At 45.6% G+C, this 24,269-nt stretch carries 24 protein-coding genes; 8 read left to right on the top strand and 16 right to left on the bottom strand.

What is annotated here, in order from left to right; translation table 11 throughout:
- Nucleotides 1-337: 337 nt before the first annotated feature.
- The 3 genes from ACRC32_RS15105 (at nucleotide 338) to ACRC32_RS15115 (ending at nucleotide 4,325) form a co-directional block, all read left to right on the top strand.
- Entirely contained in the window at nucleotides 338-985 is a 648-nt protein-coding gene (locus ACRC32_RS15105) for a hypothetical protein (protein ID WP_438554762.1), read from the top strand.
- Between the two features lie 540 nt (nucleotides 986-1,525).
- Nucleotides 1,526-2,569: an aldo/keto reductase gene (locus tag ACRC32_RS15110; RefSeq protein WP_438554741.1), complete on the top strand. Its 1,044-nt coding sequence runs from the start codon at nucleotides 1,526-1,528 to the stop codon at nucleotides 2,567-2,569.
- 244 nt (nucleotides 2,570-2,813) lie between these two features.
- Nucleotides 2,814-4,325: a tyrosinase family protein gene (locus ACRC32_RS15115; RefSeq protein ID WP_438554742.1), complete on the top strand. Its 1,512-nt coding sequence runs from the start codon at nucleotides 2,814-2,816 to the stop codon at nucleotides 4,323-4,325.
- Between the two features lie 9 nt (nucleotides 4,326-4,334).
- On the opposite strand, the gene ACRC32_RS15120 is transcribed toward ACRC32_RS15115, so the two are convergent.
- From ACRC32_RS15120 to ACRC32_RS15155, 8 genes are all read right to left on the bottom strand, one after another.
- On the bottom strand, nucleotides 4,335-4,796 hold the full coding sequence (locus tag ACRC32_RS15120) for a hypothetical protein (protein WP_438554743.1): 462 nt from the start codon (nucleotides 4,794-4,796) through the stop codon (nucleotides 4,335-4,337).
- Nucleotides 4,774-5,991, bottom strand: a complete 1,218-nt coding sequence (locus ACRC32_RS15125) for an urease accessory protein UreH domain-containing protein (protein WP_438554763.1) — start codon at nucleotides 5,989-5,991, stop codon at nucleotides 4,774-4,776. The genes ACRC32_RS15120 and ACRC32_RS15125 overlap by 23 nt, the downstream gene beginning before the upstream one ends.
- Before the next feature lie 49 nt (nucleotides 5,992-6,040).
- The gene (locus ACRC32_RS15130; RefSeq protein ID WP_438554744.1) at nucleotides 6,041-6,574 is read right to left on the bottom strand and encodes a hypothetical protein; all 534 of its coding nucleotides are present in this window, start codon (nucleotides 6,572-6,574) and stop codon (nucleotides 6,041-6,043) included.
- A 70-nt stretch (nucleotides 6,575-6,644) separates the two neighbouring features.
- Nucleotides 6,645-7,196, bottom strand: coding sequence for a pentapeptide repeat-containing protein (locus ACRC32_RS15135; protein WP_438554745.1), 552 nt, complete (start codon nucleotides 7,194-7,196; stop codon nucleotides 6,645-6,647).
- Entirely contained in the window at nucleotides 7,193-7,552 is a 360-nt protein-coding gene (locus ACRC32_RS15140; RefSeq protein WP_438554746.1) for a Rieske (2Fe-2S) protein, read from the bottom strand. Before ACRC32_RS15140 ends, ACRC32_RS15135 begins: the two co-directional genes overlap by 4 nt.
- A 45-nt stretch (nucleotides 7,553-7,597) precedes the next feature.
- On the bottom strand, nucleotides 7,598-8,275 hold the full coding sequence (locus ACRC32_RS15145) for a Dps family protein (RefSeq protein ID WP_438554747.1): 678 nt from the start codon (nucleotides 8,273-8,275) through the stop codon (nucleotides 7,598-7,600).
- A gap of 610 nt (nucleotides 8,276-8,885) precedes the next feature.
- Nucleotides 8,886-9,035, bottom strand: coding sequence for a hypothetical protein (locus ACRC32_RS15150; protein WP_438554748.1), 150 nt, complete (start codon nucleotides 9,033-9,035; stop codon nucleotides 8,886-8,888).
- Nucleotides 9,028-9,510: a hypothetical protein gene (locus ACRC32_RS15155; protein WP_438554749.1), complete on the bottom strand. Its 483-nt coding sequence runs from the start codon at nucleotides 9,508-9,510 to the stop codon at nucleotides 9,028-9,030. Before ACRC32_RS15155 ends, ACRC32_RS15150 begins: the two co-directional genes overlap by 8 nt.
- A gap of 21 nt (nucleotides 9,511-9,531) precedes the next feature.
- On the opposite strand from ACRC32_RS15155, the gene ACRC32_RS15160 reads away from it, so the two are divergent.
- Nucleotides 9,532-9,705: a hypothetical protein gene (locus ACRC32_RS15160; protein WP_438554750.1), complete on the top strand. Its 174-nt coding sequence runs from the start codon at nucleotides 9,532-9,534 to the stop codon at nucleotides 9,703-9,705.
- Here the strand turns inward: ACRC32_RS15160 and ACRC32_RS15165 are convergent.
- The 8 genes from ACRC32_RS15165 to dnaK all read right to left on the bottom strand — a co-directional run bounded on the left by ACRC32_RS15165 (nucleotide 9,688) and on the right by dnaK (nucleotide 17,387).
- Nucleotides 9,688-10,899 (bottom strand): aspartate aminotransferase, encoded by a 1,212-nt coding sequence (locus ACRC32_RS15165; RefSeq protein ID WP_438554751.1) that lies wholly within the window; start codon nucleotides 10,897-10,899, stop codon nucleotides 9,688-9,690. The genes ACRC32_RS15160 and ACRC32_RS15165 overlap by 18 nt on opposite strands.
- Nucleotides 10,896-12,032: an iron-containing alcohol dehydrogenase family protein gene (locus ACRC32_RS15170; protein ID WP_438554764.1), complete on the bottom strand. Its 1,137-nt coding sequence runs from the start codon at nucleotides 12,030-12,032 to the stop codon at nucleotides 10,896-10,898. Before ACRC32_RS15170 ends, ACRC32_RS15165 begins: the two co-directional genes overlap by 4 nt.
- 164 nt (nucleotides 12,033-12,196) lie before the next feature.
- A complete protein-coding gene (locus ACRC32_RS15175; protein WP_438554752.1) occupies nucleotides 12,197-12,715 on the bottom strand; it encodes a Ycf51 family protein in 519 nt (172 codons plus the stop codon).
- A 24-nt stretch (nucleotides 12,716-12,739) separates the two neighbouring features.
- Complete coding sequence (sufU, locus tag ACRC32_RS15180; RefSeq protein WP_438554753.1) at nucleotides 12,740-13,216, bottom strand: Fe-S cluster assembly sulfur transfer protein SufU; 477 nt, start codon at nucleotides 13,214-13,216, stop codon at nucleotides 12,740-12,742.
- A 20-nt stretch (nucleotides 13,217-13,236) separates the two neighbouring features.
- A complete protein-coding gene (locus tag ACRC32_RS15185) occupies nucleotides 13,237-13,854 on the bottom strand; it encodes an ACP phosphodiesterase (protein ID WP_438554754.1) in 618 nt (205 codons plus the stop codon).
- Entirely contained in the window at nucleotides 13,851-14,150 is a 300-nt protein-coding gene (locus tag ACRC32_RS15190) for an HNH endonuclease (RefSeq protein WP_438554755.1), read from the bottom strand. Before ACRC32_RS15190 ends, ACRC32_RS15185 begins: the two co-directional genes overlap by 4 nt.
- A 15-nt stretch (nucleotides 14,151-14,165) precedes the next feature.
- A complete protein-coding gene (locus ACRC32_RS15195; RefSeq protein WP_438554756.1) occupies nucleotides 14,166-15,155 on the bottom strand; it encodes a DnaJ C-terminal domain-containing protein in 990 nt (329 codons plus the stop codon).
- 180 nt (nucleotides 15,156-15,335) lie between these two features.
- Nucleotides 15,336-17,387, bottom strand: coding sequence for a molecular chaperone DnaK (gene dnaK / locus ACRC32_RS15200; RefSeq protein ID WP_438554757.1), 2,052 nt, complete (start codon nucleotides 17,385-17,387; stop codon nucleotides 15,336-15,338).
- Between the two features lie 776 nt (nucleotides 17,388-18,163).
- On the opposite strand from dnaK, the gene ACRC32_RS15205 reads away from it, so the two are divergent.
- From ACRC32_RS15205 to ACRC32_RS15220, 4 genes are all read left to right on the top strand, one after another.
- Nucleotides 18,164-19,498, top strand: a complete 1,335-nt coding sequence (locus ACRC32_RS15205; protein ID WP_438554758.1) for an efflux RND transporter periplasmic adaptor subunit — start codon at nucleotides 18,164-18,166, stop codon at nucleotides 19,496-19,498.
- Nucleotides 19,499-19,513: 15 nt separating this feature from the next.
- On the top strand, nucleotides 19,514-19,648 hold the full coding sequence (locus tag ACRC32_RS15210) for a hypothetical protein (RefSeq protein WP_438554759.1): 135 nt from the start codon (nucleotides 19,514-19,516) through the stop codon (nucleotides 19,646-19,648).
- A 24-nt stretch (nucleotides 19,649-19,672) separates the two neighbouring features.
- Nucleotides 19,673-22,915, top strand: coding sequence for an efflux RND transporter permease subunit (locus tag ACRC32_RS15215; RefSeq protein WP_438554760.1), 3,243 nt, complete (start codon nucleotides 19,673-19,675; stop codon nucleotides 22,913-22,915).
- Between the two features lie 105 nt (nucleotides 22,916-23,020).
- Nucleotides 23,021-23,884 (top strand): DUF6671 family protein, encoded by an 864-nt coding sequence (locus ACRC32_RS15220; RefSeq protein ID WP_438554761.1) that lies wholly within the window; start codon nucleotides 23,021-23,023, stop codon nucleotides 23,882-23,884.
- The last annotated feature ends 385 nt before the right edge of the window (nucleotides 23,885-24,269 follow it).

Here is a 24,269-nt window from a genome sequence, read left to right on the forward strand (position 1 = left end):
ACTTTAAGTTTTGCTCCGCTAAAGTGGTTCTGTACTATGCAGAACCACTTTTTTTGTGAAAGAATCGCCAAAATCTCAAAAGTTAGGCTTGAATCTCGGTTTGTTGAAACTACGTCACGGAAGATCCCCCCAACCCCCCATAACAAGGGGGGCAATCAGATCCCCCCCACCCCCTTTCACCAAGGGGGCAATCAGATCCCCCTTGTTAAGGGGGGCTAGAGAGGATCTGACAAGACATATTCCCCCCTTATTAAGGGGGGCTAGAGAAGATCTGACAAGACATATTCCCCCCTTGTTAAGGGGGGCTAGGGGGGATCTCATTGTTCTGTTCCTTCTCATCGCTACACCTGCTTGGAGTCAATCACAACCACACAAGACACCCAGTGCAGCGGATTTAGATTTAAAACCAGAAATTATTGAAAGCAGCCCAGTTCTACAGCGCTGGATGCGTAAAGTACCAAACGTCCTAGAAGAGATCCATCGCGATCCGAGTTTTCGTACCCGTCTGCGGCTAGGATATTCTTTATTTCCTTCGACAAATAATGCTAGTGGCTGGAATGTTGGTGTAGAAGATTTATTTATTAGTGAAAGTGGTTTTACGATTAGTGGAGATTATCAAGCAGCTTTCGATCGCCAGCGCGAGGCTTACGGTGTAGACTTACGTTATTACCTGCGCTCTTTGGGAAGTTACATCAATTTTGCTCCGATAATCGGCTATCGACACATAGAAACAGGCGATTATTCCACTGATGGTCTAAATGTAGGGGCAAGGCTGCTCTTGGTATTATCTCGCGGTGGTGCGGCAGATATTGCTCTATCTCAAAGTTGGGTGTCTCCTGGTACGGATGATGAAGTGGGATTGACAACACTCTCTTTTGGCTATGCTGTTACCCGCAATTTACGGTTGTCTACAGATTTACAAAGGCAAAATTCGCGTCAAGAAAAAGATAGTCGGCTAGGAATTGTGTTGGAGTGGATGTTGTGAGATTTTGGCTATCCCTTGCCGAGCGCTATATCTATCCTTAGATAGATAGCTATAAAGAACACCTAGCTTAAGATGTATCTAGCTATTCCGCTAGTTCATGTCTTAACAAGACTAAATCGTTCTAACAGCCCGCGTTAAGTGGGTTTTTTCATGTTTATTGACTAAGAAAGAAACGATAAATCGGAAAAACTGTTCCCTATTCCCTGTTTCCTTCTTCGATGACATACTGATGTCACATTCATCCTACAAACTAAAATTAACAAAGAGTTCGAAAGAAAATTGCTTCAAATTCATGTCTCGATCGCCGTCATTTTTGCTAATGCAAATGCGGTTACTACTGTTCAAAAACTGACAAAACACCAACAAATTAAAACTTCGTGCGTTACTATGCGTAGGGCATTTTATTATGTAGCGCATTTTATACTGTAGCGCACTTTATGTTATTGATTTATGCGATTGAAATGTATGCTATTGGAAAGAACGAGGCAATAGCAGATCGTACTTGCACTGAGATCGTACTTGCATTGATGGAGAGGATCTATGCGCTACAAACTATTAGGTAACAGTGGATTGCGCGTTTCCGAACTCTGCCTGGGGACGATGACTTTTGGCGAAGATTGGGGGTGGGGAGGTTCTTACGAAGAAAGCCGTAAAATGTTCGATGCTTTCGCCGCGGCGGGTGGTAACTTTCTCGATACGGCAAATCTCTATACCAACGGTACGAGTGAAAAGTATGTTGGTGAGTTTGTCACAGGCGATCGCCATAAATGGGTCATTGCGACAAAATATAGTTTAAACACTGGTAATGGCGAAATCAATGCCGGTGGCAACCATCGCAAGAATATGGTGCAGGCAGTGGAAGCCAGTTTGCAGCGATTAAATGTGGAATATATCGATTTACTATGGTTGCACGCTTGGGACTTCACCACGCCTGTAGAAGAGGTGATGCGATCGTTTGACGACTTGGTGCGCATGGGTAAGGTGCTGTATATCGGTGTTTCCGATACTCCAGCTTGGATTATCTCGCAAGCAAATACCCTGGCTAATCTACGCGGCTGGACACCTTTTATTGGATTGCAAATCGAATATTCTTTGAAAGAAAGGACACCCGAACGAGATTTACTGCCAATGGCACAGGCACTTGGGATTGGCGTAACAGCATGGAGTCCCCTCGGTGCTGGTGTATTGACAGGTAAATACAATCGTCCAGCAGAGGAAACGGACGAACCAGGAAGACTAAGCAATCCAAATGCAGCCCAAATCAGCGATCGCGATCTAGAAATTGCAGCAGAAGTGACTAAAATAGCCACAGAAATTGATAAAGCACCTTCACAAGTTGCACTCAATTGGATACGGCAGCAACCAGGTGGAATTATTCCCATTATTGGCTCCCGTAAACTGAAACAAGTTGAAGAAAATTTGGCTTGTCTGGAATTTCAACTAACTACCGAACAAATGCAGCGCTTAAATGATGTGAGTGCAATTGAACTCGGTTTTCCTCACGATTTTCTCAAAAGTTCAATGGTTCAAGATTTTGCCTTTGGTGGAGCATTAGCTAAAATCGATCGCGATCGCTTTGTCTAGTTTTTGGCTGACCGAGAAATTGGACTGCTAGCACAAATACTGAGTAGCTAAATATATGCGAAAAGTCCGTACATTACGGACTTTTTTATGTGGAATTTTTATTAAAGATTGAGTTAATAAATATGAACTATTTCCTGAAATACCCGATTGAAACTTGTATCAAAACATCGTTTAACTGCTGCAAACTCAACTGAGTTTCGCAACACAACTATTAATTATTAAGTTTTACGCATGAGGGAAATTTATGAGTTACGAGCTTTCCCGTCGTCAAGTTTTAAAACTAGCTGGATTCTTATCTGCTGGGACTGCTGCTGTCGGAAGCGTTCCCATCGTTAGTCGGTTTTTCGCCGATCGCGCTAACGCCCAGACTGGTACGATCTACGTTCGCGAGAATATATATACATTTATCCAGTCGCCACAGAAAGTAGCGGCTCTCAGGAGAGGTATTCAGGTGATGAAATCCCGACCTGATACTAACCCGACCAGTTGGATTTACCAAGCTAATATGCATGGCATTCCCAGCGGTGAGACACGCAGATTAACAGCATGGAGGACATGCCAGCATGGAACCTTCTATTTCTTTCCCTGGCATCGCATGTACCTATATTATTTCGAGCGTATTCTCAGGCAAGCATCCGGCGATCCGAATTTGGCACTCCCATACTGGAACTATTCAGATTCCGTCGAACAGCGCATTTTACCTGCACCGTTCCGCATCCCTGCCGATTCCACGAACCCCCTCTATAGCGATCGCGGCAGCAGCATTAATGTCAACCGGGGCGATCCATTGCCAGAAGCCGATGTCAGATATGCGGATGCTTTTCAACGGACAAACTTTTTCCATACAACAGATGGCGGACGCAGCTTTGGTGGACGCAGGGTAACTGAGGCAAATGCGAATACTCACCGTGCTAATGGTTATGGGGACTTAGAACGAAGACCGCATAACGGCATCCATTCACGTATAGGCGGCTTAATGGGCAGCGTACCTACTGCTGCCCGCGATCCGATTTTTTGGTTGCATCATGCGAACATCGATCGCCTGTGGGAGCGCTGGTTGCAACTGGGAGGTGGACGAGCAAATGCGACAACAAACAGCGATTGGATGAACGATACCTTTATTTTCTTTGATGAAAACGGCACTCAGGTACAGTTGCGCGGCAGGGATGTTCTCGATACTGCAGGTCAACTAAACTATTTGTATGACGATCCTTTATCAAGGAGAAACAGATCTATAGCGCCATCGTCGCAGAGTACAGATACAAGTACTCAACAAACAGATACAAGCACTCAGCAACAAATAGCTATGTCGGCTAACGATCGGCAATTAACGATTGTCCTCAGTGATGCTCCCCTCACTCTGTCTGCTCCAGCTCAAGATCTGGTGAGGACGAGAGCATTAACGGCAGAATCTGCATTGACTCTCAACATTACAGGAGTCGAGTATAATCCAGACAATCCCATTCCCTACGACATTTACATCAATTTACCTGAAGGAGTCGCTCCAGACCCTTATGGTCCCTACTATGCTGGGATTCTGTCGCTATTTTCTTTGCCCCAAAGAGGCACTTTCCGCCTCGATATTACTTCTACGGTTAGGCAACTACAAAGGCGTAGTCTCATGACGGGAGATTTTATCTCTGTTACTTTTGTGCCACCTTCTGGGGCAATACAGCAGGATCGCTCTACCCAAGATCGCCAAGCTCAATTACAAGGGGCAGTCCGCTTTAGTGGAGTGACTCTGACGAGAGAGTAATCGGGGTCGCTATCGCGCTCTAGCGGCAACGGTAACATCAAAATTGAGCTGAAACGGTTTGAAATTAGCTCCGGCTTTAGGAGTCCCTTTCAATTCCACCTGATAAGCACCAGGTTTGGGAAAAATAATTTCCGCGCCAGGAATGCCTTGATATTTCTCGGCTGTCACGGCTTTGAGTGACGGTTGTAAAAGTGGTGCAGCATTTTTTTGGCGCGGTTCGGCATAGACTGCTAGCTGGCAATTACACTGCTGAAGGGGAATTGTTTGTCCACCTTTACGTGTGAGTGCGATCCAAGCGAGTGTTGCTTTTCCTGCTTGGGGATTGTCGTTAGGTTCGAGGTGAATCGTCCCACCAACATCGCCGGAGATTTCTACTTTATGGGCGATCGCCTCAGTCGCGATCGCTCCTGTTGCTAGTACGCTGAGTAATAACCATTGAATGCAGTTACTAAGATTTTTTGGCTGAAACATAGTATTTTTCTATATGGAAAATTGACCAAAACCAACGCGATCGCACGAGCAATACCCCTACAGTCACAACTCCCAAGAGACTTGCATATAACTGACTGCTTTCACTCACGCTACCTAAATAATGAGAACCAATCAGCACCGCATGAACTGTGCTTAAAATTGTGGCGGGAATTCCTAATAAATGAATTTGTCGCCAGCGCGTGCCTAAGAATTTTTGGGCGCGATCGCAACTCGTAATTGCTGCCGGAGTCATCAAGATAATGGCAACAAATCCCAGGATCAAGCTGACTTGATGGGTGGGTAATAGGAAAGCAAATGCTGCTAAATTCCAGTCCAACGTATGCGCCATCATGTGGGTTGTATGTGCCAAAGCGAGTACGAAGGCTCCCACACCTAAGACGCGGCGATAGTGTAAGGGTGCAGCCCACAAACGGCTGATGGGACGGGCAATCAGAGCTAGCATTAAGCAGAATAGGGATGCATGACCTGTATAATCAGTCATCGTGTCCCCAGTTCGTAGTAGGGTAATCGCCCCGATCGCCACAGTAATCCAGCCACCTAAGCGAAATAATTGACTGCGGCGATCGCGACTTAAAAAAGATGTGGAGACTCCCACCCCCAGCATCATCGGTAGAGTGCCAATTCCAAAAGCGAGCATCGTGGCTGCACCTTGCCATAATTGCCCCGTTTCCGCCGCTTTAATTTGCGCGGCATACAAAAAGCCACAAGGCATTAAGCCCCACACTAAACCCAAGCCTGCGGGTGTCCACCATTGTGTTTTAAAAGATAGAGCGACCATACCCTGACTCAGGCGATCGTGCCATTTGCCACGAGTCAGGGGGTGTAACAGGGGAAGGTGAGGGATAAATTGGGGGTTAATTTGCGCTAGACCAAAGAAAATAAGCATGATTCCCGTCAAAGTTGCCAGCCAGCGCCGTACTTCGCTACCGATTCCTGCCATTTGTCCGCTAGCGATCGCGATCGAACCAATTGCCCCAATTGCCGCACCGACGAGAACGTAACTAATTATCCGCCCTAAATTTAATAGAGTATGAAAATAGACTTGCTGCTGCCATTGTGGTTTTTCTGGTTGACCTGATAGGGAAAACGCCACTGTTAGGGGTCCACACATCCCGACGCAGTGTCCGAAACTTCCCAAGAAACCAAGGGACATTAGCAGTAGAAAATCTACCATAGGGCAACAGATGTAGAGACGTTCCATGGAACGTCTCTACAATTAATAATTAATTTTGCTTTTGTGCAGGTACTTCTACGATTTGCGTAGCTTCTATCATCTTACCTTTGTGAGCTAAAACCTGATGATTGTTAGCATTCAAGCTAACTCTAATTTCGTTTTTACCAGGTTTGAGATTGTCTAGATAATACCAAGAGCTATATAAACGGGTGATTTTTTTGCCGTTAACGTACAAATGGGCGTGACCTTCTCCTGATTTTGCTGCTTTGTTAACATTTTCTGGCGCAAATTTGAAGTTAGTCGTTTGCACTTCTAGGTTGTACCCGCGCATGGTATCGGGATGCAATACCAGTTTCACCAATGGGATGGGTTCGCCTGCGGAAATTTCCATCATCTGGTGGTGGGGGTCTGCACTGGTACGAGAATGAGGCTCGGATGGGGTATCGTGGTTATGAGCCGCGGTCATTCCGGCATTGTTCGCCAAAATAGTAGCGCCAACGGTAGCGAGTACGAGGAGCGATCGCTTAAACATTCTGTCTAATTGCCAGAGATCTGAAAGTACATGTTTTTGACTGCAACTCATTACTCTAGGTAAAACTTTTGCTTCAGTCAAAAGACAAGCTGTCGTACATATGCGATCGCTCTTTCTCAATTCAACCGTGAATTAATCCATCAGGCATGATTGCCCAAGCTAAATCGATTCGCTCATCTTGCAGTTGAGATTTTAGTTTTGCTCGTTTTAGGTTAGCTCCCCGCAAAATTAATCCCTCCATTTTGGCATCGACTAAATTCGCTCCCGATAAATTTGCTCCACTTAAGTTAGCTTGACTTAAATTTGCCCAACTCAAATCTACTTGGGAGAGGTTTGCCTTAATTAGCTCCACTCGTTCTAGATTGGCTCCCCGCAGCGTTGCTAAAATCAATTTGGCATCGGTCAAGTTGGCATGACGCAAATTTGTTCCAGTCAGATTTGCTCCACTCAAGTTAACTCCAGCTAAGTTTGCTTCGCTGAAGTCAACTCCTACTAGATCTGCACCACTAAAATCTGCTTCGCTCAAATTAACTTTCCACAAGTTCAAGCCGCTCAAATGCACTTCGCGAAAATCTCGCTCTCCCTTGTTGTAGCGACTCACTAGTTCTGCGGCATCCATATTCTCGCGGTTCGCTTCCCAGCCAAAAGGCGATCGCATCGATCCAAAATTCATCGGGAGTCTCCTTCTATATTTACAAAAATCTCATCCCCGATCGCGCGACTTGGATAACAGCGTACAGGCTGTAAATCTCGCTCTAGTTCAGTCAAGTCAGATGGATAAACGTTGCGGGGATAAACATTGGCTCCAGTTCTGACATCGTAGAGGTAATGATGCCAAGGACATTCGAGCTTATCTCCCCACAGCGTTCCTTGCTCCAGAGGTCCATCTTGATGAGGACATTGGGTGGCTAGAGCGTAGATCTCTCCATCTAAATTCACTAACAGCAAGCGTTTATCTCCAACTTCCACAACCTGCATTGTGCCTGGAGACACGGCATTGAGTTTAGTAACTTTGATAAATTCAGTCATAGCAAGATTTTGCAGTGGAGACGCGCCACGGCGCGTCTCTACTCTCTACAGTTTGTGACCGTTGGATGGTGCGACTAAAAAGCGCGAAGTATATGGCGATTCTCCAGGTGCGCCTCTGCGAATGTGACCGGAAGGTCCTTCACCTAAAAACTCGGAGAACCAAGCTTCGTGTTCGATTTCCTCGTTGAGAATAGCCAAGGATAGCTCGTAGGTACGGTGGTCTTTTCCAAAGGTCATGTTGCAAATTTCAGTATAGACGCGAATCGCACACCGTTCTGCTTCAACCAAGACCTGAAGCATTGGTCTAATATCACCTTGTTGCATTGCCTGCTGCACTTCTGAGACTGCTTCTTTTGACTCCTCCGTGCCGCCGCTGGTAAAGCCAACTCGCGGCGTGGACGTGTTATTGCCACGATTCTGCTTGGGCAAGTAAGCATCTGGACAAGCAGCTTCATTAGAAAAGTCTCGAATATCTCTAGGTAACTGCCCGCCTAACTCATAAATTCGCGGTACTAAAGCCTCAAAGTGATTGCGGTCTTCTAATCTTGCATCTTCGATAATTTCTTTGAGTCCTTCACCTTCAAAACCAATGGCATTAACCCGCAAAATTGTGTAGTAGTAGTAAGTTGTAAATTCAGCAGACGCAGCACGGACGAGCTTCTGTACCAACTCTTCTACATTCACACCAGACTTCTGAACGACTTCCTGGGCAATCTTAGCCATAGTGTCCCTCCTCCCTTTTTTATAGGGATTTGTTAAAAGTCTTTTGTTAAAAATATATAGGCAATCTCTTTCAATCGGCTTATCTCAAACTCGTAACGAATTTGAGTTACTGCTCATACTATGATTTTTGAACAAACCAAGAACAAATGTGTGAGATTTAATAGAAAAATTAAAATTCTTTATACTTCTTTACGTTTTTCGGGATCTATTCGTTGCTAAAGCCAATTGAGAATTCCCCTAGATTTATTTGCATCAGCAGCGGTGCGATCGCTTTACCTCTTCTTTTTAATTTAGCTGCCAATTTAAACTTTTTACATAACAACAGCTTTTAATAGCTAATCTTTCACAGTAACTTCGGTAATTCTTCCAGTCTGAAATCTTAAAAAAATCAATTATTCTATATTTGGCTCTGTGCCAGCGAAGTCAATAGCCAAGATCTGAGAAATAATTATGACATTTGAGAAAGAATTAGAAGAAATTACCGCATTAATTTTATTTAGCTGCACGAGTTTATTTTTGGGATTTTTACTATTTTTTATTTGGGCTTATTCTTGATCGATGTAAAAAAATAGTAGGGTGGGCATTGCCCACCTTATTTATTGCAGTTAATTTAAAACTTTTGAAAATACTCTCTACTCATAGTAGACTCAATAAACTCTGATTTAGCAAGACGATATGCCGCGATCGCCTTACCGTTAAACTTTTGTTTGATTTGGTTATATGTCGTTAAGATAACATTTGGATTAGCAGAATTAGCCAAAATAAGAAAAGACTACTAATTTAAGGCTGGGAATAACAACAATCCATGCTTCGTCTTTGGTGGAGTAGTAGCTTCCTTTTTTAGAAGCAGCAAGAAGGATTTGGCGTAACAGCGGGCGACTTACACTCGAACAACCCAAACCTGGCCAAGTGCCTTCACTAGTCCATGTCTTGGGAACTGGTGTTTCTTTCCACGATCTATAGGTGTAGCGGAGATCTTTGCTTCTTCTTGAATAGATAGCGTCGTTAAAAAAATCGATTCCTTGACGGGAAATGGCATCCGTAGTTGCATTTGTTATTCCAAATATAGCTGCACCACAACCCTCTCGCAAACCACTCTGACCGCTAATATTTACAGCGTAGGTTATCTCAATTTTCGCAGGAATAAGGCTACTATACCAAAAGTATTCATAAACTGACCATAATACATGTATAGTAACAAGTATTAAAATAATGCTTTTTACAAATTTTTTCATTAGCCAAGCAAAGGAATCGTCATGTCGGAGCAAAACCTTCCGTTTCTTCTACTAGATGAAAACCAACTCAAACAGCTATTAGAGCTTGCTAGCATAGCCGAACAAAAGATGCGAGAAAGTAGCGAAGGACTAACTGCTTTATTAGAAAAATGGCAAGATAAAGCTCAATCCCAGAAGTCAAGACAACGAGGATAAAGATTCTGTAGCTGAATATTTAATTCCTGCTTGTTTAAATCTGCGTAAGGCTTCACCTAGGCGATCGCATTCTAAAATTAAACTAATCCGCACGTATCCTTCACCCCCTACACCAAAAGCATTTCCAGGGGTGACGACAACTCCAGTTTGCTGCAACACTGATAAAGCAAAATCTGTAGAACCCATCCCAGGGGGACAGGGAATCCACAAATACATTGTGGCTTTAGTTTTGGGAATGTTCCAACCGAGTTCGGATAATCCTTGAATAAGAAAATCGCGGCGACGTAAATAACGTTCTTGGACTTGATGTAAATATTCATCTGGGAGTTGTAAAGCTGTTTCGGCGGCTGTTTGCAATGCGGCAAAAATTCCGTAATCCAAATTAGTTTTTAACGTCCGCAAACCTTGAATTATGTGACTATTTCCTACCACAAATCCAACGCGCCAACCTGCCATATTGTAGGTTTTAGACATGGTGTGAAATTCTACACCAATATCTTTTGCCCCTGGTATTTCTAATAAGCTGGTGGGTTGATAACCGTCAAAAGCTAATTCGGCATAACATAAATCATGCACTAATAAAATTTCGTATTTACGGGCAAAGGCGACAATTTCTTCAAAAAATTCGCGCGGGGCTGTGGCGGCGGTGGGGTTACTGGGATAGTTGAAGTAGAGAATTTTAGCTTTTTCGGCTACTGCATCGGGAATCGTTGTTAAATCGATCAGCCAGTCATTTTCTGGTTTGAGGATGAGGCTGTAAATCTCTCCTCCCGCGATCGCAGGACCGCGATAGTGGACGGGATAGGAGGGTGAGGGGACTAGTACCACATCGCCAGGGTTGATGTAGGCGATCGCTAAGTGTCCCAATCCTTCTTTAGAACCGAGTAGCGGTAATGCCTCGCTATCAGGATCGAGATTCACACCATAACGGCGATGATACCAATTTGTAATTGCCTGTCGGAAGCTGCGCGTACCTTCAAACGGGGGATAACCGTGGTTGGCGGGGTTTTTCAACGCTGCGATCGCCGCATCGATCACAGGTTGGGGTGCTGCGCCGTCGGGGTTTCCCATCCCCAGATCGATTAAATCTATCCCCTGTTCTCTAGCTTTGGCTTTTAATTCATCTAAACGAGCAAATACATACTGTGGTAGCGCCCGCACGCGATCCGCCGGACTAATCCAATCCAAGCTCATTGAGCTACCTCTTCGTTGACGAGATTTGTAGTGATGGGGTTGAGGATATTGCTGTTAGCAGGAGCTGTGGTAGAAACCATCGCCGCCATCAATTGTTCTGTAACAACTTTAAAGGGTAGCCGATGAATGTCAGATTTGGGATTTAAAGCGATTTCTGCCGCTTGTTTGAGTTGGGTAATCGTAATATTTTCCATCCCCAAGTCTGCAAGAGTTTGGGGTAGTCCAATTTCGGTATAAAACTTGAGTAGCTGTTGTCGTGCGGTGGCTGCAAGTTGGTTGCCCTGCACCATTTCTTCTAACCGCAACTGGACTAAGATGCCGTAACTAACTTTTTCGCCGTGGATGCTGCTGTGAATCGGCAGGTGAGTTAAACCATTGTGGACGGCGTGAGCGGCTACAGTACGACATTGAGCGCCCCCTAAGCCACCAATGACTCCTGCGAGTAAAACTGTAGCATCGACAACTTCCCGCCAAACTTCGCTACCTGGTGCTTGTAAAGCAGTGGCGGATTTTTGAAACAAGATATCGCGCAGTACTCTAGCTTGTTGCACGGCAGCAATAATTAAAGTTTGCTCCGAGTGTCCGCTACTCACAGAGGCTTCGTACCACTTGGCGATCGCATCTCCAATTCCAGCGACTAAAGTATGTTTGGGAGCAGTTTGCACCAAATCGTAATCTAGGATGAGTAAATTAGGGCAATTGGGCAAGCTCACATCATACAAAAATGCTCCGTCTTCCGAATAGACGTTAGAAAGAGCCGTCCAAGCCGCACAGGTAGCCGCCGAAGTCGGAATTGTGACGACAGGCAACTCGCACTGATAAGCCAATAATTTCGCCGCATCTAAGGCTTTACCACCACCAACACCAATAATGAGATCGGCTTTGTGTGCTGCTACCGCTTGCCTTAGTGCCGCTAAACTCGTCTCGCTGCAATCTCTACCGAAGCTTGCTTGAGTAAACTTCAATTTTTGCTCTGACAATACAAGCGTTAAGCGAGATTGGACGGCAACAAGAGAGCGATCGCCTCCTACAATTAAAGGACGGCTACCTAAACGCGCGATCGCGCTTCCGGCTGCTTCTAAAGCTTGCGGGGCGCGGATTACTTGTGCTGGGGCTACGGACAGACAAAGCATCTTACTAGTATTTGGTGATTGAATATATAGTATAAGCGAGTGGTAATTGGTAGTTGGTAGTTGGTAGATTTTGACTTTTAGCTTTTGACTTTTGACTTTATGACTACCCATTACTCTGTTCTTCTCAGCCCTCTTCTCCCCTGCTCCCTGCACCGAAGCGCTCCCTACTCCCTGCTCCCTGGTAGCTGTGCTATGTTGTCGGGATTAAGCTTAATTTCCATTGCATTGTCAGTGCGGCTGGAGAGCGATCGCTCGATTTGTCCCAAGTAGAGGGGTTTGGTAACTCCTGGTTCTGGATGCAGATTTGTCCTGACTCTAATCGTCAGTTTATCGTCCTGTCTGCCTAAGCGACCGTAGGAGAATAAATCGCTGGCGGCTTGTTGCATTGTTGCTTCTAACGCTTGGCTATCAATCGTCCGAGGTACGGCAATTACGGTTTGCGTCCCGCCGTTGTCGAAGACTAGAGAGTAGCGTACTGCGCCTGGAATGAGCGTGCGGGTAAATGGTACTAAACCAAGGGCAAACAATCCACCCGTGAGTACGCCTAAAAAGCCAGTAATCCCGACGAGGCGAAATCTAATTCCCCATTTAAGCAGAAAACCCAGGACGGTTATCGCCGCCAAAGCTAGGGTGGTTATTCCTACCCACCCAGAAGCATTGAGAAAATCAGTTGTAGTTGGCATTGTGAAATCAAATTGTGAGATCGATTACTCGTTTTCGTTACTGATAAATCCTTCAGGCACTTGCTCTTTGGTTGATTCCAAGGCAGCTTTGAGGGTATGCCAGGTGAGATTAGCACATTTGATCCGCACGGGAAACTGAGCGACTCCCGCCATCACGTTAAGTTTGCGCTGTTCTTTGGGAAACTCGTCTTCCCCTTTCATCATCCGTTGAAAGCGCTGCACCATCTCTAATGCGACGCTGACAGGCTTCCCGCGCAAAACATCTGCCATTAAGTCAGCCGATGCCATCGCGATCGCGCAACCTTCACCATCAAATTTTACATCTGCGATCGTATCGCCCGCTTCATTCAGTTGCACCGTTAATTCAATCGTATCTCCACAAGAAGGATTATGTCCCCGTTGATACCGATGCACGGGATCGGTTTTTCCTTTGTGGCGAGGTTTTTTATAGTGTTCTAGAATTACCTGCTGGTACAGGTCGCGGACATTACCCAAAGTCATAATTGCGTTTGCGATCGGGTTTATTTACCTACTTCCATCCTATCAGGGTATTTCAGGTGCGATCGGGTCGTTTTGACGTACCCTATCAATTCAGGAAAAAAGGATTGAAAACTGCGATCTAATTCCTGATAATGAGCTGTTAATTCTTCAATCCCACTAGCTAAAATCTCTCCTTGCCTGCTCACGCGATGAGCCATCCGGTTGAGCGTCACCTCTATTCCACTAATATATTGATATTTATTTAACCAATCTTGTTGAATCATTTGTGGTAATGCACGTTTAAGGCGATCGGGTAGAATCGATTGATTTTGCGATAAGATTACATATACTTTCTGGCTAAAATCATCAAGCGTCACCGAACTATAATTCTGCCAATATCGAGCGAGAAAATGATCGTAAAATACATCTAATAAAATTCCGGCAAATTTTCTGCGCGATGCAGAAACTAGTTGTTTAGCTTCTTTAACTATTAAATGCGAATCTGTGTAGGCATCGACTTTTCGGTGTAATTCTATTCCTTGCTGAATTGCGATTGAATATCGGTCTTTACTTATCCCTTGAAGAAAATCACCTAAAAGATTACCTATCATTGATTCTGGGCGATCGTCGGCTAAAAATAGATGCGCCAAATAGTTCATTTTTCGGTTTTGCTCTGCTTGACAATTTTATCGATTTTGTCTTGGATGGCTTGACTTGCGGTGCTAATTTCTTCAGCCGGAATTTGCCACAATTTAGTAATTAACCATTCAGGAACGGGACTAATTACCATATGACATTTACCGCACAGAGTAATTAAATTTGCCAGATCGTTTGTTCCGCCTTGACTTCTAGGCAGAATATGATGTACTTGTCCGCTATGCTCTTTCCCGCAGACTTGACATATACGGTTGTCTCGCCGCAAGACTTTTTGTCTAATTTCTCGCCATTCTGACATACATTACATAGATCTCTAAATTGGTAAGTCAGCGCGGGGATTGAAAGTTTCTATTTGACGAATTTTCTCGTATAAATCTCGTTCTTCAGGACTAATGTTTCTGGGAACAACTATTTGAATCTCAACAATTTGATCGCCTCGTTCACCATCAGCATCGGGATAACCTTTCTTTGCCAGTCGTAACCTTTGCCCAGTGCGCACGCCTGGAGGTAAATTCATTTGTACCAAACCATCTAAAGTTGGTACTTCTACCGCACCACCTAAAATTGCCTCGACAGGAGTAATTGGTAACTGAATCGCAATATCGTTACCTTCTAACTTGAAATACGGATGAGGAGGAACGGTTATTTTCAAATAAAGATCGCCGCCGCCAATTCCTTGTTCTCGCAGGCGAACGATCTGTCCGGTATACATTCCAGGTGGCATGTTGACTTCTAGCGATCGCCCGTCTTCTTGGAGGCGAACGCGCTCCAATCCGCCTTCATATGCCCGTTCTAAGGGTATAGTTAACTTAGCCTCAATATCGCGCCGCGCGATCCGAGCATTAACTGTATAAGCTGCTTTAGTCGTCCCAGGACGAAACGGATCGCGGGGTGCTGTCGTCACTGGTTCGTCATCGGCTGTTGCCGTTCTGGCTTGTTTGCGCCGTCCCAAGACTTGATCGACAAAATTATTAAAGTCGGGAAATGCGCCATAATCGACTTTATTGCCATTACCGCGACTATCGGCAGTCTTAGCGCGGGAAGTTTGCTTGCTCCAGAAACCAGGCTGATTCCAATACTTAGTATATTGGTCGTATTCTGCCCGTCGAGTTGGGTCAGAAAGGACTTCGTAAGCTTCGCCAATTGCCTTAAATTTTTCCTCTGCCTCTTTATTACCTGGGTTTAAGTCAGGATGATATTGTCTGGCTAAGCGCCGGAAAACCTTTTTAATCTCCTCGTTGCTTGTCTCTCTGGAGACTCCCAACACTTCATAGTAATCGCGAAAGTTACGCAAATCTTGCATAGTTTAGCTATCCGCTTGCAGCTTTTGGCTGTTAGCTTTTATAAGTTACCGTTTAATGTTTTCTTGTTTAGTTCTAGCAATCAACGTGCCAATTTAGCTAAAAGAGAGTGGTGCGTGGTTAGTCTATCTCCTGTCTTCTGATAACTGATAACTGACAACTGTTAACTGTTAATCGCTAGATTATAGCCAATCATCGTCATCATCCCAGTTGTCTCGGTATGTGGGACGCTTACGACTACTGGGCTTATCTCCGTAATACGGGGAACGATCGCGGCTGTAATCTTCTCTACCATAGTCGTAGTAGTCGCGATCGCGATCGCGATAGTTGTCTCGGCGAGGTATGTCAAAGTAATCATCGTCATCACCCGTAAAGATGCGTTTGATTGAGTCAAATAAGCCTTCTTCCTCATCCTCACCATAGTATTCGCGGATCTCGCGTTTTAACTCGTAGATTGCATCTTGCAGTTCGACAAATAATTGGTCGATGCCGCGATCGTTATTTTCCTCTAAGTTTGTCCGTAGTTCGCGGACTAAACTTTCGATTCGCTGGCGCTGACTCCGCGCAAATTGCATTCCGAAATCTAACGCGACTTCCTTCAATTGTCGTTCTGCTTCGACTGTCAAAGACTCTGCCCGCGTCCGCTTTTCTACCCGTTCTTTGCGCTGACGGTCGATATCGGCGTATTGTTCTGCCTCGCGAATTGCCCGTTGAATTTCTCCCTCGCTGAGGGTAGAAGCCCCTTGGACGGTGATACTCTGTTCTCTGCCTGTCGTGCGATCGAGTGCCGTGACCTGTAGAATTCCATTAGCATCGACATCCAGCGACACCTGAATTTGGGGAATTCCCCTCGGCGCGGGTGGAATACCCGTCAGTTTGAACCGTCCGAGGGATTTGTTATCAGCTGCCATTTCCCGTTCGCCCTGAACGATGTGAATTTCTACGACAGTTTGATTGTTTTCTGCGGTAGAAAAGATATCGGAACGACGCACGGGAATTGTCGTGTTGCGCGGGATCAATTTTTTCATCACGCCGCTGACACTTTCCAATCCCAACGATAAAGGCGTGACATCCAATAGCAGCACGTCTTTCATCTCGCCGCCCAAAATGCTGCCTTGAATTGCTGCCCCAACAGCTACAACTTCATCGGGATTGACATTTTGATTCGGTTCTCTGCCAATTAATGCCTCTACAAGTGCTTGTACCATTGGCATTCGCGTCCCTCCACCGACAAGGACAACCTCATCAATATCTGCGGGTCGCAAGTTAGAATCCATTAGCGCCCGTTTGACAGGGACGCGCAATCGTCCTAACAAGTCCGTACACAAGCCTTCAAATTGAGAACGGGTGAGTCTTGTTTCTAAATGCTTGGGACCCTCATCTGTAGCAGCGATGAAAGGGAGGTTGATGTCTGTTACCGTCACGCCAGATAATTCGATTTTCGCCCGTTCTGCTGCCTCCATTAAGCGCTGTAGAGAAGAGCGATCGCGTCTTAAGTCTACCCCTTCTGTCTCTAAAAATTGCTCTGCCAGCCAATCGACAATCTTTTTGTCAAAATCGTTACCACCTAGTTGTGTATCTCCACTAGTGGCTTTCACTTCAAATACACCATCGCCAACATCCAAAACCGACACGTCAAACGTACCACCACCTAGGTCGAATACTAAAATCGTTTGGCTTTCCTGACGGTCTAAGCCATAAGCCAAGGATGCAGCCGTGGGTTCGTTTAAAATCCGCAAGACTTCTAGTCCGGCAATTCTCCCAGCATCCCGCGTGGCTTGGCGTTGGGAGTCGTTGAAATAGGCGGGAACGGTAATGACTGCTTTAGTGACGGGTTCTCCTAAATATTTGCTGGCATCTTCCACCAACTTTTTTAACACCATTGCCGAGACTTCTTCGGGAACGAATTCTTTATTCAGTCGCGGGCAGTCGATTTTAATATTACCAGCTTCGCCTTTGCGGATTGTATAAGCAACCCGCTTCGATTCGGGGCTGAGTTCGCTATAGTTGCGACCGATGAAACGCTTGACCGAGTAAAATGTATTTTTGGGGTTGAGAACGGCTTGTCGTCGCGCCATTTGTCCCACCACCACTTCTCCTTCGCGACTGACACTAACCACGGAGGGAGTAGTCCGCATTCCTTCTGCATTGGCGATCGCCACAGGTTTACCACCCTCCATCACCGCTATGACTGAGTTCGTTGTCCCTAAGTCGATGCCGACTACCTTGCCCATGCGCGATCGTTCTCCTAGTTTGTCTCAATATAATAATATGTTGAGAACTTTTGCTGGATTTATTGTATCTTGCTGGCAACAGATCTAGGAGTTAGGGAGCAGGGAGCAGGGAGTCGGGAGTCGGAAATGTAGGGGCGGGTTTAGCGAAAGATTCACAGCCAAGACAAAACACCCTGGTGCAAAACCCGCCCGTACCGGAGCCGGAAATGTAGGGGCGGGTTTAGCGCCGGATTCGCAGCCACGACAAAACACCCTGGTGCAAAACCCGCCCGTACCGGAGTCGGGAGTCGGGGATAGATATATTCTTTTGATTTATCCTATGTGTGGTTTTTGTGTGGCTTTCTCTTGTTCCCCCCTTTTGAAGGGAAGCTACTTGCGTGCGGGGGTTCCCCCGTTAAAGCACGTCGCGTCAAAGTGGCGTGGGTTAGGGGGGATCTGTTCGTGAAGTAGTAAGTCTTGCGATTCCCCAACTCCCGCAAGATCGGAGGCAATAGACTTATTTGTGGATTGCGTGACTTTCGACTTCTTCATGACACATTTATGTCACATCTGTTGCTTATGCTAGGTCTTTGTAGTGTTAGCAATTGGATTTGACATGTTGGCGATCGCTAGTTTTTCCCTCTTGAGAGGGAGCCACTTTGCGAACAGAAAAAGTTTAAATAACTTAACAATCATCCGAGCTATGGCAGGAAGAAATAGCCGCAGCCACACTCAGTCATAAAGACTAGCTTATATATTGAAGTTGCCGCAGCAAAAGCAAAAATCAGAATTTTTTTATGGGAGCCTTCGATCTATTGAAAGCAATTGCGTTGAGTGCTGTTGTACTCAGCGCTACAGCAGGCTGTGGCATTCTACCGAAAGAAGCGGCTGATGCGCAATCCCAGGGTAGGGGAGCAGAACAACAACAGCAACCACCCGCTGTAGAAGTGGCGATCGCCCGTACCGGAAAAATTCGCACGGAACCGGAATATACAGGGACGACTCTACCACTACAAGAAGTTTCGCTCAGGGCGCAAGTAGAAGGGCGGATATTAAAACTCTTAGTCGATGTGGGCGATCGCGTCAAACAAGGTCAAGTCCTCGCCCAGCAAGACAATACTATATTGCGAACGGCGCTGAACCAAGAACAAGCAGAATTAGCAGCCCTCAAAGCAGAAGTTGCTAGAGCCAGAAATCAAGTCAGTAATGCCAAAGCCAGGGTAGAACAAGCACGGTTAGAATTTCAACAAGCACAGTCAGACTCTCAACGCCAACAACAATTGGTCGAACAGGGTGCAGTTGCCGAACAAGCCGCCGAACAAGCCCGTACCAACGCTCAAAGTGCTGGCAAAGTGTTAAAAGCTACTGAAGAAGAAGTCCGTACCGAAGAACAAGCGGTAGCAGCAGCTAGCGATCGCGTTAACGCTCAACAAGCAGCGATCGCTCAAGCCCAAGAGCAATTATCCTACGCAAATATCCGTTCTCCAATAAATGGTGTAGTCACGCAAAAAGTCACGGAAGAAGGAAATTTTCTGCAAGCTAACGGTGAAATTCTGCGTTTAGGAGACTTTCGCCGCGTCAAGGTGAATGTAGAAATCTCAGAATTAGCCTTGGCAAATCTGCGCGTCGGACAGACAGTGAGGGTGAGACTAGATGCCTTCCCTAACCAGGCTTTTACGGGAAAAATTAGCCGAATTTCTCCAGCTGCCGATCGCACGGCAAGACTAGTTCCCATAGAAGTCATCATTCCCAACGACAATGGACGGATCGGCAGTGGATTGCTAGCACGGGTGAGTTTTGAGAGTAACGTAGCTTCTAGGGTTGTGGTTCCTGAGACGGCTGTGGTGCAGGGAGTGGGGAGCGCTTCGGTGCAGGGAGCAGGGGAGAAGAGAGCTGAGGGCGCTGGGGGAGAAAATTCCCGACTCCCGAATACAGCAACAGTATTTGTCATAACTGGAGAAAAAGTAGCAGCGCGATCGGTGAAATTGGGAGAACGGGTAGATGGCAAAGTAGAAATTCTATCTGGGTTGCAACCAGGGGAAAGGTTTGTAGCGAGAAGTGGTAGACCATTGAAAAATGGTGAAACCGTGCGACTGTCGGTCTTATCGGAAACACAGCAACAGGAATCGTAGGGGCGGGTTTAGCAGATGAATCATCGGCTTCAACAGTCAATCTCGGCTCAAAACCCGCCCGTACTAGGGTCAGAAATTGGAAATTGCGGCGGGTTTAGCAAACATGTTGACAGCATCAACCGTAAATTGCCAAAACCCGCCCTCGCTTGAATTTGTCGATACAGAGTATAGGTAATGCAGCCGCCAACATCGGGATTTAGTATCAGCGCCATTTCGATCCGACGACACATCGCCACACTGATGTTAACTGTAGCCGCGATCGTCTTAGGTGTCTTTTTTCTAACGACACTGCAAGTCGATCTGTTGCCTGCGATTACCTATCCTCGCATCGGCGTGCGGCTAGATGTTCCTGGGGTATCGCCAGAAGTTGCAGTTGACGAAATTACTCGACCGCTAGAAGAAGCTTTAGCAGCTACAGAAGGCGTAGTCCAAGTATATTCCCAGACTCGCGAAGGACAAGTCAGTATCGATCTGTTCTTTCAGCCTGGTGGGAATATCGATCAAGCCTTAAATGATGCTACGGCGGCTTTTAACCGAGGTCGAGGTGGATTGCCCGACAATTTAAATATCCAAGAACCCCGATTATTCAAAGTCGATCCTTCGCAATCGCCAATTTACGAATTTGGGTTGACCTCCCCAACACTTAAGCCTGTAGATCTGCGCGTCTTTGCTGATGAAGAACTGGGACGCGAATTAAGTGTCGTCCCAGGAGTAGCAGCTGTAGACGTGTCCGGTGGCGTGCAGGAAGAAGTGAGGATTAATATCGATTTAGATCGCCTCCAAGCTGTGGGTGTGGGTTTAACTGACGTATTGGAAGAACTGACAACCCGCAACCAAGATATTGCTGGGGGTCGAATTTTGGGAGAATCCGAACCCTTGACGCGGACTCGCGGTAGATTTCAAACCTCTCAGGAAATTCGCAACTTATCCTTTGAAGCCGCTACCTTTGAGGAAAATAACTCTACACCAGGGGTATCGCGGCGCGTTTACCTGCGAGACTTTGCGGAAGTTATAGACGGGACGGAAGATCAAAGGGTTTTTGCTTTTCTCAACAAAACTCCAGCCGTCAAACTTAGCGTTCAAAAACAACCAGAAGCCAATACGATCGCAGTGGTTGATGGAGTCAAGCGTCGGATCGAATCTCTACGGCAATCGGGTTTAATTCCAGCTGATGCGACGATTACTCCCACTCTAGATGAGTCAATTTTCATTCAGAACTCAATTTCTAACGTTACCAGTTCGGGGTTAATTGGTGCGGGACTCGCCGCGATCGCGGTTCTACTTTTCCTCGGTTCGCTACGTCAAACCATCATTATCGTTCTTGCCATTCCGCTAGCGACCTGCGCTGCAATCATCTTGATGGGATTATTCGGTCTTTCCCTCAATGTCTTCAGCTTAGGCGGACTTGCCCTCGGCGTTGGCATCGTCGTCGATAACTCCATCGTTATGTTGGAGAATATTGTCGAGGGAGTTAGGGCGCACAGCCGTGCGCCCCTAACAACAACCTCGATCGTCGATCGCGCTGAAAGCAGCAGTCGTGAGGTAGAATCTGCCTTGGTTGCTTCTACCAGTACTAACTTGGTGGCGGTGCTGCCGTTTTTGCTAATTGGCGGTTTGTTCTCTCTCCTATTTAGAGAATTAATTTTAACTATCAGCTTTGCCGTCGCCGCGTCAATTCTAGTAGCAATAACGGTCGTACCCATGATGACATCAAGATTAATGGGAATAAAGCGATCGAGTGGAATTGGTAAATTTTGGTTACTGCGAGAATTTAATCGCAAATTTGAGGCTGCAACTCGTAGTTATGGCAACTTCTTAAATCGGCTGTTGCGCTGGCGATTTATTGTTGTCTTTCTGGCTTTTCTCGTCCTGGGTAGTGGTAGTTTATGGATGGCAGGACAAATTCCCCAAGAAATTCTGCCTCGCATTAATACCGGACAGGCTAGATTATTCGTGCAGTTTCCTCCTGGTACGGCGTTGGAAACGAACCGTAAGGTGATGGAAATTGTAGACGATATTTTACTCAAACAGCCAGAAACCGAATACATCTTTTCGACTGCGGGTGGTTTTCTGTTTGGCAATAATACTAGTGAAAATCCTCTGCGTGGCAGCAGTAATATTACTCTTAAACCAGGTACTAACGTAGAGGCGTATGTTGCTAGGGTAAGCCAGGAATTCGATCGCCTCAACTTAGTTGAAACAGTTATCCGCCTGCGACCAGGAGAGGTGCGGGGTCTGATCTTAACTAATTCTCCCGTACGGGGGGCAGAGTTGGATGTAATCCTTCAGGGATCTGACTCAGAAGAACTGAATCGCGCGGGACAGCAAGTTCTCCAAGCTTTGGAACAGCAGGCAAAATTAGCAAGTTTTCGACCCGATGCGACTCCCAGACAACCAGAAGTCCAGATTCGTCCTGACTGGGAACGGGTAGCAGAATTTGGTTTGACAACTCAAGAAATTGGCGAAACAATTCAAACCGCGCTCGAAGGTTCAATACCAACGCAACTACAAAGAGGCGATCGCTTAGTTGATATTCGCGTCCAATTGAATGAAACTACAATCCAGCGTCCTTCTCAACTCGCCAGCCTTCCCTTATTTATTGAAGGGAATCGTCAAATTCGCCTTGGTGATGTTGCCCAAATTGAAATCGGTCAAGCACCAGGAGAAGTGCAACGAATCGACCAAAGACAAGTATTTATCATAGCCGGAACTCTAGCAGAGGGAGCGAGTTTAGGGCAAGCGCTAGCTGAAGTTAACAACGTGATGCAAAATGTAGAATTACCGCAAGGAATCAACGTCATACCTAGTTCGGCGGCGCAGTCCAATCAACAGTTGCAAAACTCGTTAAAGCTTTTAGGAGGTTTGGCTGCTTTTCTCGTATTTGTCGTGATGGCAGTGCAGTATAACTCTTTAATCGATCCTTTCGTCATCATGTTTACCGTCCCGCTAGCCCTAGCTGGAGGTATTTTTGGACTGTACGTCACCCAGACGGCTATTGGGGCGACGGTTTTGGTAGGTGCGGTGTTATTGGTTGGGATTGTGGTCAATAACGCAATTATTATGGTGGAACTGGCAAATCAAATTCGGGAACGGGAGGGTTGTTCTCGTTGGCTGGCAATTCAGCAAGCCGCGCCGCAACGCTTGCGTCCGATTTTGATGACAACCATCACTACTGTATTGGGGATGCTTCCCCTTGCTATGGGTATCGGTCAAGGTTCGGAGTTTCTCCAACCTTTAGGAATTGTGGTATTTTCAGGATTAGCTTTAGCAACGTTACTGACTCTATTTATCATTCCCTGCTTCTACGTCATGCTACATGACATTGGCTGGGGTTGGGCAATGCCAATCTGGAAATCTGTTAGCGTTGTGCCAGAAAAATTTTTGCACCGCAAGCGCTATAAAGATAAACGTTGGTAAGCACTTTAGAGGGAGCAGGGAGCAGGGAGCAGGGAGCAGGGAGTAAGGGGCGGACATTGCTACCAGAAAATAGCCATAATTTCATGGATTTAATCAAACTGCTATATGCCAACAAATTCTTTATTTATAGGTCGCGTAGCAGTCATTGCTACTATGCACAAGAAAGAAGAAGCGATCGCACCCATTGTAGAACCAGAATTGGGAGTGCAATGTATTGTTCCAAATGACTTTAACACAGATATCTTTGGTACGTTTACTCGCGATATTGCCAGACCAGCAGACCAAATTGCTACAGCTAAATTCAAAGCCAAAAAAGCTTTAGAAATAACAGGTGAAACAATTGCGATCGCTAGTGAAGGTTCCTTTGCACCTCATCCCGATCTACCTTTTATTTCGTCGAATCAAGAAATAGTCGTTTTCATCGATACGCTAAATCAATTAGAAATTGTTGGTCAGGAAATTTCCACAGAAACTAACTTTAATAGTCAATCAGTTAGAACTGTTGAAGAAGCCGAGTCTTTTGCTCGTAAAATTGGCTTTCCGTCTCACGGTTTAGTTGTCATGCTCAGTTCTGACTCTTTAGAGCGCACAGAAATTTTTAAAGGTATCAATACAGAAGAAAAATTAACAGAAATTGTGACTTTTGCCTTAAGCAAATCCTCAACAGGGAAAGTGCATATCGAAACAGATATGCGGGCGCTATATAATCCAACCAGAATGCAGAATATTGCTAAAGCTACTAAAAATTTAATTCAAAAAATTCATCAAAGATGTCCTAATTGTGCTTGTCCTGGCTTTGACGCGATCGCCCAACGTCGGGGATTACCCTGTGGATTATGCAATCTTCCCACATCTGCAATCCGCTCGGTAGTCTATCAGTGCCAAAAATGCAGTTTTCAACAAGAAAAACTATTTCCGCAGGGTGTTAAAGTAGCCGATCCGGCTCAGTGTATGTATTGCAATCCCTGAGCGAGTTATTCTAGATCGCGAGATCGCTCTACTCGCATTTTTTGTTACAAAAACAACAGAATCTTCAGCTCGGAATCGGAATAGAATATACAATTCTAACCAAGGATAGAAGACTCAAAATTTAAGTTTTGTTAATAAAAGAATAAAAAACATTTAGCTATGCATTGGATTTTCCTTCTGCCGTTTATAACTTGTATAGCGTCTGGGTATCTCTGCAAGAAATCTGCTGATGAGATGGCTTACCTAACAGGGACAGCAGCAATTGTCAGCCTGATTTTAACCTTAGTTTTAGCTCCTTGGCAGATTCAACTGTCGATCCTGGGGATAACAATCTTTGGCACAAAAAAATTACTCTTAAAAAATCTAGCCAGAAGCGAGTCTAATT

It is taken from the genome of Chroococcidiopsis sp. (genome assembly GCF_051657925.1).
Lineage (GTDB): Bacteria > Cyanobacteriota > Cyanobacteriia > Cyanobacteriales > Chroococcidiopsidaceae > Chroococcidiopsis.

Coding starts and splice junctions, on each gene's coding strand:
- ACRC32_RS15195 (WP_438554756.1), bottom strand. CDS start 15,155: ATGCAAGATTTGCGTAACTTTCGCGATTACTATGAAGTGTTGGGAGTC.
- ACRC32_RS15135 (WP_438554745.1), bottom strand. CDS start 7,196: ATGAATTTTGGATCGATGCGATCGCCTTTTGGCTGGGAAGCGAACCGC.
- ACRC32_RS15205 (WP_438554758.1), top strand. CDS start 18,164: ATGGGAGCCTTCGATCTATTGAAAGCAATTGCGTTGAGTGCTGTTGTA.
- ACRC32_RS15190 (WP_438554755.1), bottom strand. CDS start 14,150: ATGTCAGAATGGCGAGAAATTAGACAAAAAGTCTTGCGGCGAGACAAC.
- ACRC32_RS15125 (WP_438554763.1), bottom strand. CDS start 5,991: ATGGTAGATTTTCTACTGCTAATGTCCCTTGGTTTCTTGGGAAGTTTC.
- ACRC32_RS15220 (WP_438554761.1), top strand. CDS start 23,021: ATGCCAACAAATTCTTTATTTATAGGTCGCGTAGCAGTCATTGCTACT.
- ACRC32_RS15145 (WP_438554747.1), bottom strand. CDS start 8,275: ATGGCTAAGATTGCCCAGGAAGTCGTTCAGAAGTCTGGTGTGAATGTA.
- ACRC32_RS15215 (WP_438554760.1), top strand. CDS start 19,673: ATGCAGCCGCCAACATCGGGATTTAGTATCAGCGCCATTTCGATCCGA.
- ACRC32_RS15115 (WP_438554742.1), top strand. CDS start 2,814: ATGAGTTACGAGCTTTCCCGTCGTCAAGTTTTAAAACTAGCTGGATTC.
- ACRC32_RS15185 (WP_438554754.1), bottom strand. CDS start 13,854: ATGAACTATTTGGCGCATCTATTTTTAGCCGACGATCGCCCAGAATCA.
- ACRC32_RS15140 (WP_438554746.1), bottom strand. CDS start 7,552: ATGACTGAATTTATCAAAGTTACTAAACTCAATGCCGTGTCTCCAGGC.
- ACRC32_RS15160 (WP_438554750.1), top strand. CDS start 9,532: ATGTCGGAGCAAAACCTTCCGTTTCTTCTACTAGATGAAAACCAACTC.
- ACRC32_RS15170 (WP_438554764.1), bottom strand. CDS start 12,032: ATGCTTTGTCTGTCCGTAGCCCCAGCACAAGTAATCCGCGCCCCGCAA.
- dnaK (WP_438554757.1), bottom strand. CDS start 17,387: ATGGGCAAGGTAGTCGGCATCGACTTAGGGACAACGAACTCAGTCATA.
- ACRC32_RS15130 (WP_438554744.1), bottom strand. CDS start 6,574: ATGAGTTGCAGTCAAAAACATGTACTTTCAGATCTCTGGCAATTAGAC.
- ACRC32_RS15110 (WP_438554741.1), top strand. CDS start 1,526: ATGCGCTACAAACTATTAGGTAACAGTGGATTGCGCGTTTCCGAACTC.
- ACRC32_RS15175 (WP_438554752.1), bottom strand. CDS start 12,715: ATGCCAACTACAACTGATTTTCTCAATGCTTCTGGGTGGGTAGGAATA.
- ACRC32_RS15165 (WP_438554751.1), bottom strand. CDS start 10,899: ATGAGCTTGGATTGGATTAGTCCGGCGGATCGCGTGCGGGCGCTACCA.
- sufU (WP_438554753.1), bottom strand. CDS start 13,216: ATGACTTTGGGTAATGTCCGCGACCTGTACCAGCAGGTAATTCTAGAA.
- ACRC32_RS15120 (WP_438554743.1), bottom strand. CDS start 4,796: ATGTTTCAGCCAAAAAATCTTAGTAACTGCATTCAATGGTTATTACTC.
- ACRC32_RS15155 (WP_438554749.1), bottom strand. CDS start 9,510: ATGAAAAAATTTGTAAAAAGCATTATTTTAATACTTGTTACTATACAT.
- ACRC32_RS15210 (WP_438554759.1), top strand. CDS start 19,514: ATGAATCATCGGCTTCAACAGTCAATCTCGGCTCAAAACCCGCCCGTA.